Source organism: Methylovorus menthalis (genome assembly GCF_020523625.1).
GTDB classification, from domain to species: Bacteria; Pseudomonadota; Gammaproteobacteria; order Burkholderiales; family Methylophilaceae; genus Methylovorus; species Methylovorus menthalis.
The window spans coordinates 168,085-184,880 of the sequence record NZ_JAJAQH010000003.1 but is presented as its reverse complement, the minus strand read 5'-3'; the positions used below and the strand labels follow the sequence as shown (position 1 = coordinate 184,880).

General features: G+C 56.4%; 16 protein-coding genes. 6 read left to right on the top strand and 10 right to left on the bottom strand.

The window, feature by feature from the left end; genetic code table 11:
• Positions 1–31 precede the first annotated feature (31 nt).
• Entirely contained in the window at positions 32–583 is a 552-nt protein-coding gene (locus tag LG204_RS03455) for a thioredoxin family protein (protein WP_230335954.1), read from the bottom strand.
• Positions 584–754: 171 nt separating this feature from the next.
• On the opposite strand from LG204_RS03455, the gene LG204_RS03450 reads away from it, so the two are divergent.
• Positions 755–1,486: a 16S rRNA (uracil(1498)-N(3))-methyltransferase gene (locus tag LG204_RS03450; protein WP_230335953.1), complete on the top strand. Its 732-nt coding sequence runs from the start codon at positions 755–757 to the stop codon at positions 1,484–1,486.
• Here LG204_RS03450 and LG204_RS03445 read toward each other — a convergent pair.
• A complete protein-coding gene (locus LG204_RS03445) occupies positions 1,483–2,817 on the bottom strand; it encodes an Nramp family divalent metal transporter (protein ID WP_230335952.1) in 1,335 nt (444 codons plus the stop codon). The two genes, LG204_RS03450 and LG204_RS03445, sit on opposite strands and share 4 nt — an antisense overlap.
• Before the next feature lie 151 nt (positions 2,818–2,968).
• On the opposite strand from LG204_RS03445, the gene argA reads away from it, so the two are divergent.
• Together argA and LG204_RS03435 are read left to right on the top strand one after the other, a co-directional pair.
• Positions 2,969–4,540 (top strand): amino-acid N-acetyltransferase, encoded by a 1,572-nt coding sequence (argA, locus tag LG204_RS03440; protein WP_230335951.1) that lies wholly within the window; start codon positions 2,969–2,971, stop codon positions 4,538–4,540.
• Between the two features lie 115 nt (positions 4,541–4,655).
• On the top strand, positions 4,656–5,081 hold the full coding sequence (locus LG204_RS03435) for an Hsp20/alpha crystallin family protein (RefSeq protein WP_230335950.1): 426 nt from the start codon (positions 4,656–4,658) through the stop codon (positions 5,079–5,081).
• Between the two features lie 136 nt (positions 5,082–5,217).
• Here LG204_RS03435 and LG204_RS03430 read toward each other — a convergent pair whose 3' ends face one another.
• A complete protein-coding gene (locus LG204_RS03430; protein WP_230335949.1) occupies positions 5,218–6,888 on the bottom strand; it encodes a formate--tetrahydrofolate ligase in 1,671 nt (556 codons plus the stop codon).
• A gap of 91 nt (positions 6,889–6,979) precedes the next feature.
• On the opposite strand from LG204_RS03430, the gene argB reads away from it, so the two are divergent.
• The 3 genes from argB to slmA all read left to right on the top strand — a co-directional run bounded on the left by argB (position 6,980) and on the right by slmA (position 9,151).
• Positions 6,980–7,864, top strand: coding sequence for an acetylglutamate kinase (gene argB / locus LG204_RS03425; protein ID WP_013441302.1), 885 nt, complete (start codon positions 6,980–6,982; stop codon positions 7,862–7,864).
• A gap of 15 nt (positions 7,865–7,879) precedes the next feature.
• Positions 7,880–8,509, top strand: a complete 630-nt coding sequence (locus LG204_RS03420) for a pyrimidine 5'-nucleotidase (protein ID WP_230335948.1) — start codon at positions 7,880–7,882, stop codon at positions 8,507–8,509.
• 81 nt (positions 8,510–8,590) lie between these two features.
• Positions 8,591–9,151, top strand: a complete 561-nt coding sequence (slmA, locus tag LG204_RS03415; protein ID WP_230335947.1) for a nucleoid occlusion factor SlmA — start codon at positions 8,591–8,593, stop codon at positions 9,149–9,151.
• A gap of 135 nt (positions 9,152–9,286) precedes the next feature.
• Here the strand turns inward: slmA and LG204_RS03410 are convergent, their stop codons facing one another.
• From LG204_RS03410 to ftsZ, 7 genes are all read right to left on the bottom strand, one after another.
• On the bottom strand, positions 9,287–9,640 hold the full coding sequence (locus tag LG204_RS03410) for a PEP-CTERM domain protein (protein WP_230335946.1): 354 nt from the start codon (positions 9,638–9,640) through the stop codon (positions 9,287–9,289).
• 315 nt (positions 9,641–9,955) lie between these two features.
• On the bottom strand, positions 9,956–11,179 hold the full coding sequence (locus LG204_RS03405) for a multifunctional CCA addition/repair protein (RefSeq protein WP_230335945.1): 1,224 nt from the start codon (positions 11,177–11,179) through the stop codon (positions 9,956–9,958).
• Positions 11,180–11,192: 13 nt separating this feature from the next.
• Positions 11,193–12,140 (bottom strand): complex I NDUFA9 subunit family protein, encoded by a 948-nt coding sequence (locus LG204_RS03400; RefSeq protein ID WP_230335944.1) that lies wholly within the window; start codon positions 12,138–12,140, stop codon positions 11,193–11,195.
• Positions 12,141–12,142: 2 nt separating this feature from the next.
• A complete protein-coding gene (locus tag LG204_RS03395; RefSeq protein WP_230335943.1) occupies positions 12,143–14,110 on the bottom strand; it encodes a lytic transglycosylase domain-containing protein in 1,968 nt (655 codons plus the stop codon).
• 137 nt (positions 14,111–14,247) lie between these two features.
• Positions 14,248–14,430, bottom strand: coding sequence for a hypothetical protein (locus tag LG204_RS03390; RefSeq protein WP_013441295.1), 183 nt, complete (start codon positions 14,428–14,430; stop codon positions 14,248–14,250).
• A 16-nt stretch (positions 14,431–14,446) separates the two neighbouring features.
• Positions 14,447–15,376: a UDP-3-O-acyl-N-acetylglucosamine deacetylase gene (gene lpxC, locus LG204_RS03385; protein ID WP_230335942.1), complete on the bottom strand. Its 930-nt coding sequence runs from the start codon at positions 15,374–15,376 to the stop codon at positions 14,447–14,449.
• 249 nt (positions 15,377–15,625) lie between these two features.
• Entirely contained in the window at positions 15,626–16,795 is a 1,170-nt protein-coding gene (gene ftsZ / locus LG204_RS03380) for a cell division protein FtsZ (RefSeq protein WP_013441293.1), read from the bottom strand.
• Between the last annotated feature and the right edge of the window lies 1 nt (position 16,796).

Below are 16,796 nucleotides of genomic sequence, written 5' to 3'. Positions count from 1 at the left end.
AATATACAAGCTCAAGCTTTTATTAAATGACTCACTCTTTCCATTTGAGTGAGCAGCCTATACTGGCAATTTGTTCACGCGGCCCTTGATCTGTGGCCGCAATTTGCGCCATGGCGCGGTATAAATCCCTGCTACTCTCTGGTGCAAGCTCCTTGCGTGATGCATCAAAACGTCCCCGATACTGCAGCTCGAGCCCGGCATTAAAGCCGAAAAAATCAGGCGTACACACCGCCCCATAAGCGCGGGCAACATCCTGACTCTCATCAATGACGTATGGAAAGCAAAAACCATACTCAGCGGCCACTTCCCGCATGCGATCCAGGCCATCTTCCGGATAAGCGAGGATATCATTGGACTGGATGGCAATCGTATTGATACCTTGCGCCTGCAATTCACGCACATCATTCACCAGCCGCTGACGTATGGATTGCACATATGGGCAATGATTACAGATAAACATGACAAGTGTGCCACGCTCACCGCGGATATCTGCCAGGGTCCAGATTCGGCCATTCACATCGGGCAGACTGAAGTCAGGAGCCTTCCAGCCAAAGTCACATACCGGGGGATTTACGCTTGCCATTTGTATCGACTACTCCTATCTTGCGTTAACCCGCTGGCTTTGGCATGCTGACCCGACATATGCGTCTCCCGACACCTGCGCATAAAACCCCATTGCCATGTTATAAAAATTCGCCGCCAGCAAGTCGTTCTTTTAAAATAATCCGCAATACTAACATTCACTTAGGCTCTTATGTCCAGCCCCCGCTTTTTCTCTGATGTGCCTTTATCCAGCAACAGCTCAATTGTCCTCCCAACCACGGCTGCCAACCATGCAGTCAAGGTACTGCGCTTGCAGGTGGGCGATACCCTGCGTTTGTTTAATGGCGACGGTCATGACTACAGCGCTGAAATCGAAGTCATCCGCAAAAACGAAGTCATCGTAAAAACCGGGCAAGCTACCGCCGTGAGCAATGAGCCTGACCTCAAGATCACGCTGGCACAGGGCATTTCGGCGGGTGACCGCATGGATTTCACGATACAGAAATCGGTAGAGCTCGGCATTCACGCCATTCAGCCCATCAGTTGCCAGCGGAGCGTGGTGAAGCTCAACGGTGACCGGGCAGACAAACGACGCGAACATTGGCAAAACGTTACCATCTCCGCCTGCGAACAGTCTGGCCGCGCCTTTCTTCCCGAGGTTGGGCAGGCAACATCGCTGGCAAAATGGCTGGCAAGCGCCCCGCCGTTTGCTACGCGCATTACGCTAGACCCGCTGGCGGGCAGACGCCTGCAAGAACTCCCGATCCCGCAGGGGCCCATTTGCCTGCTGATAGGCCCCGAGGGCGGGCTGACCAGCGAAGAGATTGCCATGGCCGCCTCGCAGGGCTTTACCGGAGTACAGCTAGGCCCGCGCATCCTGCGCACAGAAACCGCGGCCCTTGCTGCGCTTGCTGCCATCAATACAGTATGGGGTGATTTTTAAGCCACAAAAAACCGGAACACCAGCCAGGCATTGAGCGCGGAAATCATCAGGAATAGAAACCACGCCAGCGCCTGACTCATCCAACCAATCGCAAACTCCCCCATCACCTTGCGGTTGCTGGCAAGCCGCATCAATGGATAAATGGCGAACGGCAACTGAAAGCTCAGCACCACCTGACTTAGCACCAGCAACTTGCCCACCGCCCCTTCACCCCACAACGAAACCCCAATGAAGGCGGGAATGAGCGCCAGACCCCGGGTAATCAGGCGGCGTTGCCAGCAGGGAATCTTGAGGTCAAGAAATCCTTCCATGATTACCTGACCAGCAATCGTGCCCGTCAGCGTGGAGCTTTGCCCGGCGGCCAGCAAGGCTAGGCCAAACAAGACGCCAGCGGCCGCCGTGCCTACCACCGGGCTCAGCAACTGGTGCGCATCCTGGATATCCGCCACATCGCTGTGGCCATTGGCGTGAAAAGCCGCCGCCGCCAGTACCAGAATCGCCGCATTGACGAAAAAGGCCAGGCTGAGCGACACCCCGGTATCGATGGTGGAAAGCTGGATAGCCTCGCGCTTGTCAGCCGGGCGATCGCTCACCACGCGCGTCTGCACGATGGAGGTATGCAGGTAGAGGTTATGTGGCATCACCGTCGCCCCCAGAATGCCGATGGCGAGGTAAAGCGCTTCAGCATCCTGCAAGGCAGTGCCCGATGGCACAAGGCCCGCAGCGGCGGCGGCAAAATCCGGCCCCACCAGCCAGAGCTGCACCACAAAGCACAAGCTGATGGTCATGATCAGCCCCAGCACTATCGCCTCCACCTGGCGAAATCCCTTGCCCTTGAGCCCGAGCACGATCAGGGTATCAAAGGCCGTCAACACCACACCCGTCAGAATTGAGCAGCCAAACAGCAGGTGCAGCGCCAGGGCCGCGCCTAGCACCTCCGCGAGATCGCAGGCAATAATGGCCAGCTCCGCCATGCCCCACAAAGTGAGATTGACGGGGCGGCTATAGTGATCCCGGCACAGACGTGCCAAGTCACGGCGACTGGCAATACCCAAGCGTATGCACAAGCCCTGCAGAAAAATGGCAATCAGGCTGGAGCTCAAAATCACAAAGAGCAGCGCGTACCCATATTTGGAACCGGCTTCGATATCGGTTGCCCAATTGCCCGGATCCATATATCCCACTGCAATCAGAAGACCGGGCCCGGCAAATTTCAGCAGCTTTTTCCAGAATGGCAGCCCAGGGGCCAGTTGAACCGTGCCACGTACTTCGGACGGACAAAAAGGCGCTGTGGCCGTGCGCGGCAGTCGGGCAAGCAGGGATCTGATCATGAAGCCACCGATATTGATGTTATTGGAATGAAGGCGAATTAAGGCTGTTTATAGCATCGCCCTTGACTCTCGGCAAGACAGACTCATTTCATTAATTGCAAATTACGCAAAATTTATATAAAGTCTGCGCATTAAATAAAAGGACACCGCCATGTCACTGGGCCAAGCCATCCGCAAACGGCGCAAAACCCTCGCGCTCACCCTGCAAACACTCGCCGCCAATGTAGGCACCGATAGCGGCAACCTCTCCCGCATCGAGCGCGGCGCACAAGGCGTTTCCGAGTCCATGCTGCGCAAGCTTTGTCATGCGCTGGACTGCACACCCGCCCAGCTGTATGCGCAGGCCGACACCGCCACCACTCCCGCATCCACGCCGCGCCCCATGCAACATCCCCAGGATTTTGTACGCTGGTTCCGCTCGGCGGCACCTTACATTCACGCCTTTGGCGGCCGGACTTTTGTGATCGCATTTGGTGGCGAAGTCGTTGAAGACGGGCAGTTTACCGCCCTGTCGCATGACCTTAACCTGCTGGCCAGCCTGGAAGTAAGGCTGGTGCTGGTGCATGGCGCCCGGCCCCAGATCGAATCGCGCCTGAAGCGCGCCCGCATAGAAACCCGCCTGGTCAACGGCCTGCGGGTGACAGATGCACAAGCCATGGAAGCGGTAAAAGAAGCCAACGGCGCCATTCGGGTAGAAATCGAAGCCCAGCTCTCCATGGGCATCGTGAACTCACCGATGGCTGGCTCCGATATCCGCGTTGCCAGCGGTAATTTCGTTACGGCGCGGCCACTGGGCGTACGCGATGGCGTGGACCTGCAGCATACCGGCACCGTGCGCAAGGTCGATGCCATCGGCATCCAGAAGCGGCTGGACGACGGCGAACTGGTCTTGCTATCGCCGCTGGGTTATTCGCCTACGGGTGAAGTATTCAACCTGACGCTGGAAGATGTGGCCGTGAGCGCCGCTGCTGCACTCGACGCGGACAAGCTGATCTTCCTGATGGATGCCAATGGTGTGCACAACGTGCGCGGCGAACTGCTGCGTGAAATGACCGCGCTGAAAGCCAAAAACCTGCTGCGCAATGTGGAAAACAACACACAGGGCAGTGGGGCGCAAAACTTCAGCGAAGATGAGGCATATTACCTGCCCGCCGCCGTGCGCGCCTGCGACCAAGGCGTTGCCCGCACCCACCTGATCAGCCGCCACATTGATGGTGCCATCCTGCAGGAGCTATTCACGTACGACGGCATTGGCACCATGGTGACCGAGCAGCCGCTGGAATCCATGCGTGAAGCAGAAATCGGCGATGTGGGCGGCATATTGCAACTGATAGAACCACTGGAGGCCGAGGGCGTACTGGTGCGGCGCGGCCGCGAACGCCTGGAGATGGAAATCACCCGCTTTCATGTGATGGAACATGATGGCCGGATCATTGGCTGCGCGGCGCTTTACCCATTCCCGGAAGAACAAACCGCAGAGCTGGCATGCATGGCGGTGCATCATGCCTATCGCCGTGGCGGACGTGGCGACCGGCTGCTGCAATACTGCGAAAGCATTGCCAAGGAACAAGGCCTGAAATCGGTATTTGTCTTGACCACCCATACCGAGCACTGGTTTGAAGAGCGGGGATTCATCGAGCGCGATGTGAACGCCCTGCCGCAGCAGCGGCAGCAGCTTTACAACCTGCAACGCCGCTCCAAGGTATTTACCAAGCAACTGTAAAAACCAGGCCGCATGGCGGCGAAAATAGATACGGATGAGGGCTTGAAAACCAAAAGCCCGATCCCATTAATGACAACAGGAACACAATTCCCAATGTCATTAAAGGAGATTAAACATGGCCAACCTTACCCGTTTCGATCCCTTCACCGTCAGCGCACTGGATCCGTTTGACGATGTCTTCAAGGGCTTTTTCCGTCCAGTCAGCGCTGAGCGCTCCGCCGTATTGAAAATTGACGTCCAAGAACACGACGACCATTACACCGTGCATGCTGATCTGCCCGGCGTAAAAAAAGAAGACATTCATGTCACGATTGATGGCAATCGCGTTGCCATCAGCGCGGAATCCCGGCGCGAACAGGATGCCAAGGAAGACGGAAGACTGCTACGCAGCGAACGTCACTACGGCAAACTCTCGCGCAGTTTTGAGCTGGTGAATGAAATTGACGACAGTCGCGCCGAAGCCCAATACCGGGATGGCGTACTGCAATTGGTGCTGCCGAAAAAAGCGGCAACCAGCGCCAGAAAACTCACCATTAACTAAGATCCCTCTGCAACAATCCCAGCGCGATCACAAGTCGCCCGAGAGAAAAGCCCCGGCATATTGTCGGGGCTTTTCGTTTTTTACGCTTATCCTCTGCCTTCCATTCATGCCTGAAACACGCCAGCACCAGGCAAGATTAAAACAAACCGCTTACCCGCCCATCATCATCAATATCAATACGATTCGCCGCAGGCTCGGCGGGCAAGCCCGGCATGGTGTTCACGCCATCGCAAATCATCACGATAAACTCGGCACCGGCACATAGCCTGACTTCGCGCACGGCAAGGGTATGGCCAACAGCCACTCCGCGCAGAGCAGCATCGGTACTGAAAGAATATGGGGTTTTTGCCACACAGATGGGGTAATGCCCGTAACCAGCATCTTGCCAAGCCTGCAATTGCGCCCGAACCTGGGAAGACGCCGCAATATCGGCAGCCCCATACACCGCAGTAGCAAGCTTGCGCAGTTTTTCCCAGAGCGTATCTTCATCCGCATAGACAAAGCGCACGGCGGATTCGCCAGCCGCCAGCCGCACCACTTCATGCGCCAGCGCCTCCGCCCCGGCGCCCCCATCTGCCCAGTGCGTACACATCACCACCTTGACGCCCTGCTCTGCCATGCAGGCCTGCACCAGCGCCAGCTCAGCCTCGGTATCCTGCGCAAAACGGTTCAGCGCCACCACACAGGGCAGACCGTAATGCGTACTGACGTTTTCCACATGCTTTTGCAAATTGGCCAGTCCTTGCTTGAGAGCGGGCAGACTCTCCTGCGCCAGAGCAGCGAGCGGCTCGCCGCCGTGATATTTGAGTGCCCGCACAGTCGCCACAATTACGCATGCCTGCGGTCTTAAGCCGCTCTTGCGGCATTTGATATCAATGAATTTTTCCGCACCCAGGTCGGCGCCAAACCCGGCCTCGGTGACCACATAATCGGCGTGCTGCAATGCCATTCGCGTCGCCAACACCGAGTTGCAGCCATGCGCGATATTGGCAAACGGGCCGCCGTGTATCAGGGCCGGGGTATGTTCCAGCGTCTGAACCAGATTGGGCTTGATCGCTTCTTTCAGCAACACGGCCATGGCGCCTTGCGCCTGCAATTGCCCCGCCGTCACCGCCTGCCCATCGGTGCGATAGCCCACCACGATATTGCCCAGCCTGCGCTTGAGATCGGCCAGCGAAGAGGCAAGACACAGAATCGCCATGACTTCGGAAGCCACCACGATGTCAAATCCATCTTCGCGCGGATAGCCATTGGCCTTGCCGCCCAGCCCTACCACTACTTGCCGCAGGGCGCGGTCATTGGTATCGAGCACCCGGCGCCAGGTAATGCGCCGCACATCCAGCCCGAGCGTATTGCCTTGATGCAGGTGGTTATCAATGAGCGCGGCCAGGAGATTATGTGCTGCCGCAATCGCGGCAAAGTCGCCAGTGAAATGCAGGTTAATATCTTCCATCGGCATGACCTGGGCGTGACCACCGCCGGTCGCCCCACCCTTCATGCCGAACACCGGCCCCATGGAGGGCTCACGCAAACAGATGCACACCGATTTGCCGATGTGCTGCAAGGCATCGCCCAGCCCGATGGTGGTGGTGGTTTTGCCCTCGCCAGCGGGGGTCGGGCTAATGGCGCTGACCAAAATCAGGCTGCCCTGCTTCTCGTGCGCAGGCACCGGCAGCTTGTGCAGATTGATCTTGGCCTTGTGGGCGCCATACAACTCCAGCACCGTGGCAGGCAGCCCCAAACGGGCCGCGATGTCCTCCATGGGAAGGATGCTGGCCTGCTGCGCAATTTCAATATCGGACGTCATCGCCATACCCCTTGTTTTTTAGCAGATTACACCATCTCAAATGCAGCCGTTCAAGGTAAAATGCACAGCATTGCCAACGCCGAGACTCCACATGCTGAACGACACCACCTCCGCGCAAAAAGCCCAGACCCTCGCGGAAGCCCTGCCTTACATCAAACGCTTTTTTGACAAGACCATCGTCATCAAATACGGTGGCAACGCCATGACGGATCCACACCTCAAGGAATGCTTTGCCAGCGATGTCGTGCTGCTCAAGCTGGTTGGCATGAACCCCGTCGTCGTGCATGGCGGCGGCCCGCAAATCAATGAGCTGCTGGACCGCTTGGGCAAAAAAGGCGAGTTCATCCAGGGCATGCGCGTGACCGATGAAGAAACCATGGATATCGTGGAAATGGTCCTGGGCGGCCAGGTCAACAAGGAAATCGTCAACCTGATCAACCGTAACGGCGGCAAGGCAGTCGGCCTGACCGGACAGGATGGCAACTTCATTCACGCGCACAAGCTGATGATCCCCAACAAGGACAAGCCGGACGAAATGATCGATATCGGCCAGGTCGGGGAAATCAGCGGCATAGACCCCAGCCTGATCCAGTTTCTGGATAGCGGCGACTTTATTCCCGTGATCGCACCGATCGGCGTGGGCACGGAAGGCGAAACCTACAATATCAACGCCGACGTCGTAGCAGGCAAGCTGGCCGAAATTCTCGGCGCAGAAAAACTCATCCTGCTGACCAATACGCCTGGCGTGCTGGACAAGGAAGGTAACCTGCTGACCGGCCTGACACCCAAGCAGATTGACGATCTGGTAGCCGATGGCACGCTTTCCGGCGGCATGCTGCCCAAGATCAGTTCGGCGCTGGATGCTGCGCGCAGTGGTGTCAAATCGGTACACATCATCGATGGCCGGGTGGAGCATGCCCTGCTGCTGGAAGTGCTGACGGACGAAGGGGTAGGCACCCTGATCAAGGCGAAGTAAAGCAGTCGCTCCGCCTTGCGCCCTATCTGGATCTTTGATCTGGACGACACGCTGCACGACGCGTCCGCCCATATCTTCCCGCACCTGAATCGCGCCATGACGCAATACATCATGGATACCCTGGCGCTAGGCGAGGCGGAAGCTCATGCCTTGCGCCAGCGTTACTGGCGTATTTATGGGGCCACGCTGAAAGGGCTCATGCGCCACCATGGCACTGATCCTTATCATTTTCTGGTGCGCACCCACGAGCTGATGAACCTGCCCGACATGGTGGTGCATGCCAAGCGCCTGCGTCATGCCTTACAGCGCCTGCCTGGTCGCAAAGTTGTTTTCACCAATGCGCCCATGCAATACGCTCTGCGCGTACTCAAGCTGATTGGCGTGGAGGACATGTTCGAGATTGTGCACAGCGTCGAATCCACCCGCTTCCACCCCAAACCTTCCGTACGGGGCTTTCAGAGTTTGCTGCGCACCCTGCGTGCCAATCCCGCCCATTGCATCATGGTGGAGGATAATGTGCCTGCATTACGTACCGCCCGGCGCCTCGGAATGAAGACTGTGCACATCACGCGCCGCCTGCACAAGCCATGTTATGTATCTGTCAGATTAAACAGCGTGTTAGCGCTTACTCGCTGCAATCTGTAAGCGCCGCGGGCAATCAGCTATTTCGCTTATGGCCATTTTCCCCTAAAATCCGCTTACCTGACACGTAGCTAAGGACATCCAATGGCTGGAGAACGCAAACAACAAATTCTGGAAACGCTGGCAAAAATGCTGGAAACGCCCAAGCGCGAAAAGATTACCACCGCCTCTCTGGCTGCTCGCCTGAATGTATCTGAAGCGGCGCTTTATCGCCACTTCGCTGGCAAGGCGCAGATGTTTGGTGGTCTGATCGAATTCATCGAGCAAACCCTGTTTGGCCTCATCAACAAAATCACCAGTGAAGAAACAGAAGGCATGAAACAGGCACAGCGCATTGTGACCATCCTGCTACTGTTCGCAGAAAAAAACCCTGGAATGACACGTGTCCTGATCGGGGACGCGCTGGTAAATGAAGATGACGCGCTGCAAACTCGCATCAATCAGTTGTTTGATCGTATTGAGTCCACACTCAAGCAAAGCCTGCGCATTGCAGAAACCCAAACCGGGCGTGAACTGCAGCCCGAAGCCAAGGCCAACCTGATGCTGTGTTTTGTCGTGGGTCGCTGGCAGCAATTCGCCAAGAGCGGGTTCAAGCGCAAACCGATGGAATTCGTGCAGCAACAACTCGGGCTGCTTGTTAACTGATAAAACCTAATTAACTAAACCTAGTTAATCCAGCAAAAAGGTTTTTTACCCAAAGCTCGAAAAAACAAAAGGCGGAACATGTCCGCCTTTTTTATCGCCTTGAAGTAGCGAATGGATGCGCTATCGACTAAGAAATTACAGTCGTGAACGGCGATAACCCACAAACATCAGCAAACCGAGACCGGTCAGCAGCATCACGGCTTTGGGCTCAGGCACAGGACGCAAGGCCAGCTCTGTAGACTGGGTTGGTGCCACTGGCGCATCAAACAGAATGTTGGCATCTGCTGTTCCCGTCATGGACAACCGGTCCGTGCGACCAGTATCGGCCATCGCCAGCAAAGTGGCTGAATTGTTGGTCAATGCCACCGGCTCGCTCATGGTGAAGTTGGCCGTTGCCTGACTGTTAGGCATCTCTGCTGCTTGCGCAACATGGTTGAGGGAAAGACCGACAACCGCGGCGATAAAGGAAGTACCAAGTGCTCGTTTCATGGTGCAGGCTCCTTAAGTTACGTTTGCTGTAACTTAAGCAATCGGCGTGCCAAGTCTTATCAATCACATGTTTCGGGGGAAAATCGTCAAAAATCGCTTAAATGCTGCGATTTAGACTACTCGGAAGTTTGCCTTTGCGCTGACATGCACAACGCACGATCAATATGCACCAGATGCATGCTTTATATGCAACACTCTGCGTGCAATCTGCTTACAAATGGCGCCCCTATTGGCTCACACAGGGCGTGGGCTGTAAACAGTCCAGCTATGTCCAATCTCACCATGCACATAAGTGTCACCGCAGGGTGACGCTTTTCAGGAATGGCTGGCGGCCAATACTTGCTGCAAGGCACTCAGCCTGGCAGTAAATACGGCGCTTTTAATCTCTTCGGGATGGGAAAACTGTCGGGCAATGGCGCCAGCATCGACCTGCTGAACCGCCTGCAACAGATGCTTGAGATAGGCAGCTTCAGGAAAGGCTTTGTGCTCGAACCCAGTCCGTCCACGGGAATCGCACTCGCAGGCCTTCAGAAAATCATCAAACCGCGTCGGCTGGCGCAAGGCATCCAGCTCCTGCAAAAAGTGTAGCAAGGTATCCGGGCGCATGGCATTGACCTGATGCACCTTGCCATGAAATTTGGCCACCAGTTGCGCGAGTTCACGGCAATCGTTGGGCACGCGCAGGCGTTTGACCACATCCTTGAGCAAATCCACGCTGCGCAATTCATGGCCGATATGCCGTGGCCAGATGTCGGGCGGCGTGGTGCCCTTGCCCAGATCATGCGTCAGTGCGGCAAAGCGCACAGCCAGCGAATAGCCTTGGCTGGCTGCATAATCAATCACCATCATGACATGCACGCCGGTGTCTATTTCGGGATGATGCTGGGCCGGTTGCGGCACGCCCCACAGGCGGTCCAGCTCCGGGAATATTTTCTGCAAGGCCCCGCAGGCGCGCAGCATCTCAAACATGCGCGAAGGTTTAACCTCCATCAGGCCTTTTGCCAGCTCCTGCCACACCCGTTCCGGCACCAGGGCATCCACTTCACCATCGGCCACCATCTGCTGCATCAAAGCCAGGGTTTCCGGGGCAAGATTGAACTCGGTAAACCTTGCGGCAAAACGCGCTGCCCGCAAAATACGCACAGGATCTTCCGCAAACGCCGGGCTGACATGGCGCAATAGGCGCGCCTCCAGATCCGCCTTGCCTTGATAGGGATCGATCAGACTGCCATCATCGGCCCGCGCCATGGCATTGATTGTGAGATCGCGTCGCGCCAGGTCTTCTTCCAGCGTGACATCTGGGGAGGCATGCACTTCGAAGCCCTTGTACCCTTTGGCGGTTTTGCGCTCAGTGCGCGCCAGCGCATATTCCTCATGGGTATCCGGATGCAGGAAGACAGGAAAATCCTTGCCGACACGGCGAAAGCCCGCCGCCTCCATCTCGGCAGGCGTACTGCCGACCACGACATGATCCTGATCCTGCACGGGCAGGCCCAGCAGTGCATCACGCACCGCACCGCCCACGACAAAGGTTTGCATGAGCAACTAGGCCCTAACGACCAGCCAAGCCGCGGAAACGGTTATAGGCGTTGCGTGGCGTGTCATTGGTCAGGTACTCAGGCACCACCGCTTCCAGTGCGGTAGGCGTCACACCCAGCACGGCGGGGAAAGGCGCACTGGTCACGCTATCCACCTCCATGGAGCTCAGATTGTCACGTGTCATCAACTTCACTGGCATTTTTTCCAGCGCGTAGGCCTGCAGATAGGAGAGCTTGTCGTTAAGCCCCACCACCATGCGCTTTTTGCCCAGCACAAATGCCACGAACAGGATGAGCTCCTTCATGGTGTATACGCGCGGGCCGCCCAATTCGTAAACCTGACCAAAGGTATCGGCATTTTCAATGGCATTGGCAAAGGCCTGCGCCACGTCTTCCACCCATATCGGCTGGAAGCGCGCTTGGGGTTTCGCCAAGGCGACCACGGGCATGAGCTTGACCAGGCTGGCAAACAGATTAAGAAAGCTGTCATTGCGGCCAAAAATGACGGATGGCCGGAAGATAGTGACATTGAGTCGATCAGCATTGGCCAGCACGGCGGCTTCGCCTTTCGCCTTCGAGCGCAGATAAGCACTGGGCGCATCAGGCGCTGCCTGCAGGGCGCTCATATGCAGCAGGCGACAGACTCCCAGCTTCACGCACAATTGCACCAGTCGGCTGGGCAGCTCGGCGTGCATCGATTCAAAGCTGGCTTTGCGGCTCTCATGCAGAATACCAATCAGATTGATCACGCCATCACAGCCTGTGAGGTGCGTACGTAGCGCCTGATCATCCATGACGTCGCATTCCACCACTTGCACATTAGGCAGCAGAATCAGATGCTTGCTGGCTTCACGCCGGCGCGTCAGCACCTTGACCAGATAGCCGGCCGCACTCAACCGGTGAACGATTGCGCTACCGACAAAACCGGAACCACCGAGTACACATATTTGTTTTATTTTCATGCTTAGTTTTCCGCCTCTTCCGTCGTCATTACCCCTCCGCCGCCGCCCACTGTGCCGAGCCGCTGCTTGAGGCTTAGTATTTTAGTGCCCAAGCGATGCGCGTAAAAATAGGCATTACCCATCACCTTCTGCACATAGTTGCGCGTCTCACTGAAAGGAATGGTTTCAGCATAAATGGCCCCTTCCAGCGGTTGATCCGCCATCCAGCGCCGTGCGCGCCCCGGTCCTGCATTATAGGCCGCCGTTGCCATCAGGGATTGTCCACCCATCAGATCCAGCGTGTAGCGCATATAGTAAGTCCCCAGCTGCACATTGGTATCCAGCTGGTGAATCATGGTGTTCTGGTAGTTATCCAGCCCCATGCGCTTGGCGATCCACTTGGCAGTGGCAGGCATCACTTGCATCAGACCAGAAGCACCCACGCCCGACTTAGCATAGTGCATGAAGCGGCTTTCCTGGCGGGTAAGACCGTAAATCCAGGCCTCATCCAGCCCCTGCTCCTTGGCAAAACCGCGCACGATTTCGCGATAAGGCGTAGGGTAGCGCAAGGAAAAATCATGCGTGTTGGTGGTCTTGTCGGCGGTAATAATCGCGAGGTCATACCATTCCTGCTTCGCGGCCAACTCAGCGGCAGCGATCATCTGTTTGTCATCAAAGCCGGTAGTCGCTGCGGCCCATTCCGTACGCGACTCCCAGCGCATGTCGTAGCGCTGCAGTTCCATCGCGCGCTGTATGCCGGGCACGGCACTTACGGCATCCACTTCTGCCGACGTGGGTCGATAACTAGCAGGGACCGCACTCAGCACATCGCCCAGCTCATCTTCCGCCAGCAAGCCATAATAGCTGCGCTCGCGCGACAGAGGCACCAGCAGGGCATTGGCGGCAGGAACCTGCTTTTGCTCTTTCAGCGCGCGACCTTTCCAGTAGCGCCATGCAGCTTCCTGCTGCTGCATGGCTGGCATTTCAGCGATAGTGTTCAAGAGGCGTGGCCAATCACTGACGCGCAGCGCGGCGCGGGCTTTCCAGGCCATCTGTTCCTTATCCAGGGCAGCCGCAGGGACGCGATCATAAAAACTCAGGGCAGCCGGGTCGTGGCGACGCGCAGCATGCAGGGCTAATCTGCTCCAGAAGTAATCCTGCTCAGCGGGCTCAAAGGAAGCTTGCAGCTTTTGCCACATATCCAGCGCATATAAAGGCTGCGTGCGGGCCAGACGGTCCAGGGCGTAAAGATTGAGCTCGCGGCCATAGCGGGTTTTCAGGCTAAGTGTTTTCTTTTCCAGGGCCTGCTGTGGATTTTGATAGGTCTTGTCCAGCAATTTGAGTGCGGCGGCATCCATTGTGGATATGCGCTGTGCCACCAGCTTGGCCGGGCTCACCTTGTTATCGGCCATCAGCAGCCTAAACTTTTCCCAGACCAGGTCATTGCTCAAGGCGCCATTTTTTTGCATGCGATCGTACAAGGCGAGGCAATTGGCAGGCTGCTCAGTGGCGCTCATCCAGAGCGCCCGGCCTTCACTCAGGGCATCGCTATCGCCGCGAATGGCGCGCCCTTCCAGTGCATAGCAGCTGACGCCGGCATCATCCCGCTTCAAGGCAGGAAGCTCGTCGAAAAAGGTGCTCCACTCCTGCCGCTTGGCGAGGCCCTTTAGCCACTCTCCGCGCACGCGGTCAGCAAAAGGCATATCGGCGTATTGGGCGAGGAAAGTGCGTACCGTCTGGCTATCCGATTGGTTGAGCCTGAGCAGCATCAACCAGTAATCGGCGTAGGGGGCGAGCAGGTAGTCTTGAGCCTGCATCTGTTGCAGGTCACGTTCCAGGGTAAGGTCATCCCGGTTTTTGTAGGCGATGCGGGCATCGTTGAACAACTCTTCATTACTCGCAGCATGGGCTGCAGGCACAAGAAGTACAGACGCCGCCGTGGACACCATGAGCATGAGAGCAAAACTGAAAACTGCGGAGTACCGTTGCATGGGTAAAGCCTGTGTCGATTACTACTGAGAAAAGCATAGCACAGGGCTACTGGCTATGGGGCACGAATAGGACACGTTTTGCCACGCAATCCCGCGCAGGCAAACCAGTCTTGGGACTTTTGGTTACACCAGGGAAATCAGAACAGAATAATGCGGCCCATGGCCATGATGACAGCAGCCACAAACAGCAAAACACCGGTGAACTTGATCAATTGCCAGGAGAAGCGGAGGTAGCGTTTATCGCCAGACAGCAGGTAAACCGCCATGGAAACAGCCACCGCGATGACCCCGATGACCAGTAAAAGTCGCAAGACCAGCATCAGGGCCTACCCGGGCTCAGGCGTATTGCAAGACAGGCGGCATGCCAATCGGTGCCTGGAAGCCGCTAGGGGCTTCTTCGGTACGCTCGAAGGTGGCATATTCCCACGCTTCCTGATCGGCCAGCAGATTGCGCAACAGTTGATTGTTCATGGCATGGCCGGATTTATAGGCGGTATAAGCGCCGATTACCGGATGGCCCAGCACATACAGATCGCCAATGGCATCCAGCACCTTGTGCTTGGCGAACTCGTCGTCATAACGCAAACCGTCGTTGTTCAGCACACGATATTCATCCAGCACGATGGCGTTATCCAGACTACCGCCACGGGCCAGACCGTTGGAACGCAAGTACTCGACTTCATGCATGAAGCCAAAAGTGCGCGCACGGCTGATCTCCTTGATATAGGAGTTATCGGCAAAATCAATCACGACCCGCTTGCCGCTGTGTTCAAACACCGGATGATTGAAATCAATGGTGAAGTCCAGTTTGAAGCCGAAATAGGGATCAAAACGCACCCATTTGTCGCCATCCCGGACTTCCACCGTTTTCTTGATACGAATGAATTTCTTGAGCGCAGGCTGCTCAACAATCCCCGCCTGCTGCAGCAGGAAGACAAACGGACCGGCGCTGCCATCCATGATGGGCACTTCGCCGGCGGTCAGGTCCACCTGTACATTATCTACACCAAGGCCGGCCAAGGCAGACATCAAATGCTCGACGGTGGCTATACGACTGCCGCCATGCTCCAAGGCTGAGCACAAACGGGTATCGGTAACGAATTGAGGTTGCACCTTGAATGCCGCCGTATCGGGCAGATCGACACGACGGAACACAATTCCGGTATCGGGCGCAGCCGGGCGCAAGGTCATCTCGACCTTGTCGCCTGTATGCAGACCGACGCCGGTGGCGCGGATCACGGTTTTCAGTGTGCGTTGCTTTAACATGATTTCTACACCCTGGGTTCTAAAACCCCGTTAACACTTGGGCCGCAGCTTTTACCACTGCGGCATTAACCTCAATTATTTCAACATCATAGCACATGCACCGCCATAGCCGGCAGCTTTCCTCAGGCGACAACCACACGGTTTTCGCCTGTTTTACGGGCTTTTACACATCGGGCTCACCCCCACATCCGCGCTGACATTCGCCATGAAATTCTCAAGGCGGAAGCCAGAACGAAGATGGCTGATTGGTTAGTCAGCCTGTTTGCGCAGGAAAGCAGGAATATCGTATTCCTCTACTCCAGACAGCTTCATGGCTTCAACCTGAGCACGGCGGCCGTTGCTGCTGAATACCGCAGGGCTTTCGTCTTCAACAACGCCTCCACCCACAAACATCGGCTGGTTGGTCGTACCATCGCGCACCTGGGTCATGACACGCAATTCAGGTTTTTGCTGACGGCGACCCACAATGCCATTCAGGCCAGTAGCTACCATGGTCACGCGCAGGCCATCACCTATGCTTTCATCCACCACATTGCCCACGATGACGGTTGCATCTTCTGCAGTGAACGCCTTGATGGTGTTCATCACGTCGTAGTATTCCTTCATCTTGAACGAGGTGCTGGCAGTGATATTCACCAGAACGCCACGAGCATTAGCCAGGTTTACATCTTCCAGCAATGGGCTGGCAACAGCCTGCTCAGCGGCAATGCGAGCGCGGTCTGGACCAGTGGCCAGCGCAGAACCCATCATCGCCATGCCCATTTCGGACATCACGGTGCGTACGTCAGCAAAGTCGACGTTGACCAGACCGGGGCAATTGATGATTTCGGCAATACCAGCAACGGCGTTATGCAACACGTCGTTGGCGGCCTGGAATGCTTCGAGGAAAGGTACATCTTCACCCAATACCTGCATCAGCTTCTCGTTCGGGATGATGATCAGAGAATCGACGTGCTTGGAAAGTTCCTCCAGGCCTTCTTGTGCGACCTTGGTACGCTTGCCTTCAAAGGCAAATGGCTTGGTCACGACAGCGACGGTCAGAATGCCCATTTCCTTGGCCACTTCAGCGATGATAGGCGCAGCGCCAGTACCGGTACCACCGCCCATGCCAGCGGCGATGAACAGCATGTCAGCGCCATCAATCACTTCAGCGATGCGATCGCGATCTTCCAGTGCGGCTTCGCGGCCGATTTCAGGACGGGCGCCAGCGCCCAGACCCTTGGTGATGTCCGTACCAATTTGCAGCACGGTTTTGGCATTGCTTTTCTTCAATGCCTGCATGTCGGTGTTGGCGCAAATGAATTCCACGCCGCCTACCGCTTTTTCGATCATGTGAGCAACGGCATTACCACCGCAACCACCTACGCCGATAACCTTGATGACCGCTTCTTGCGAATCTCTATCCATAATTTCAAACATC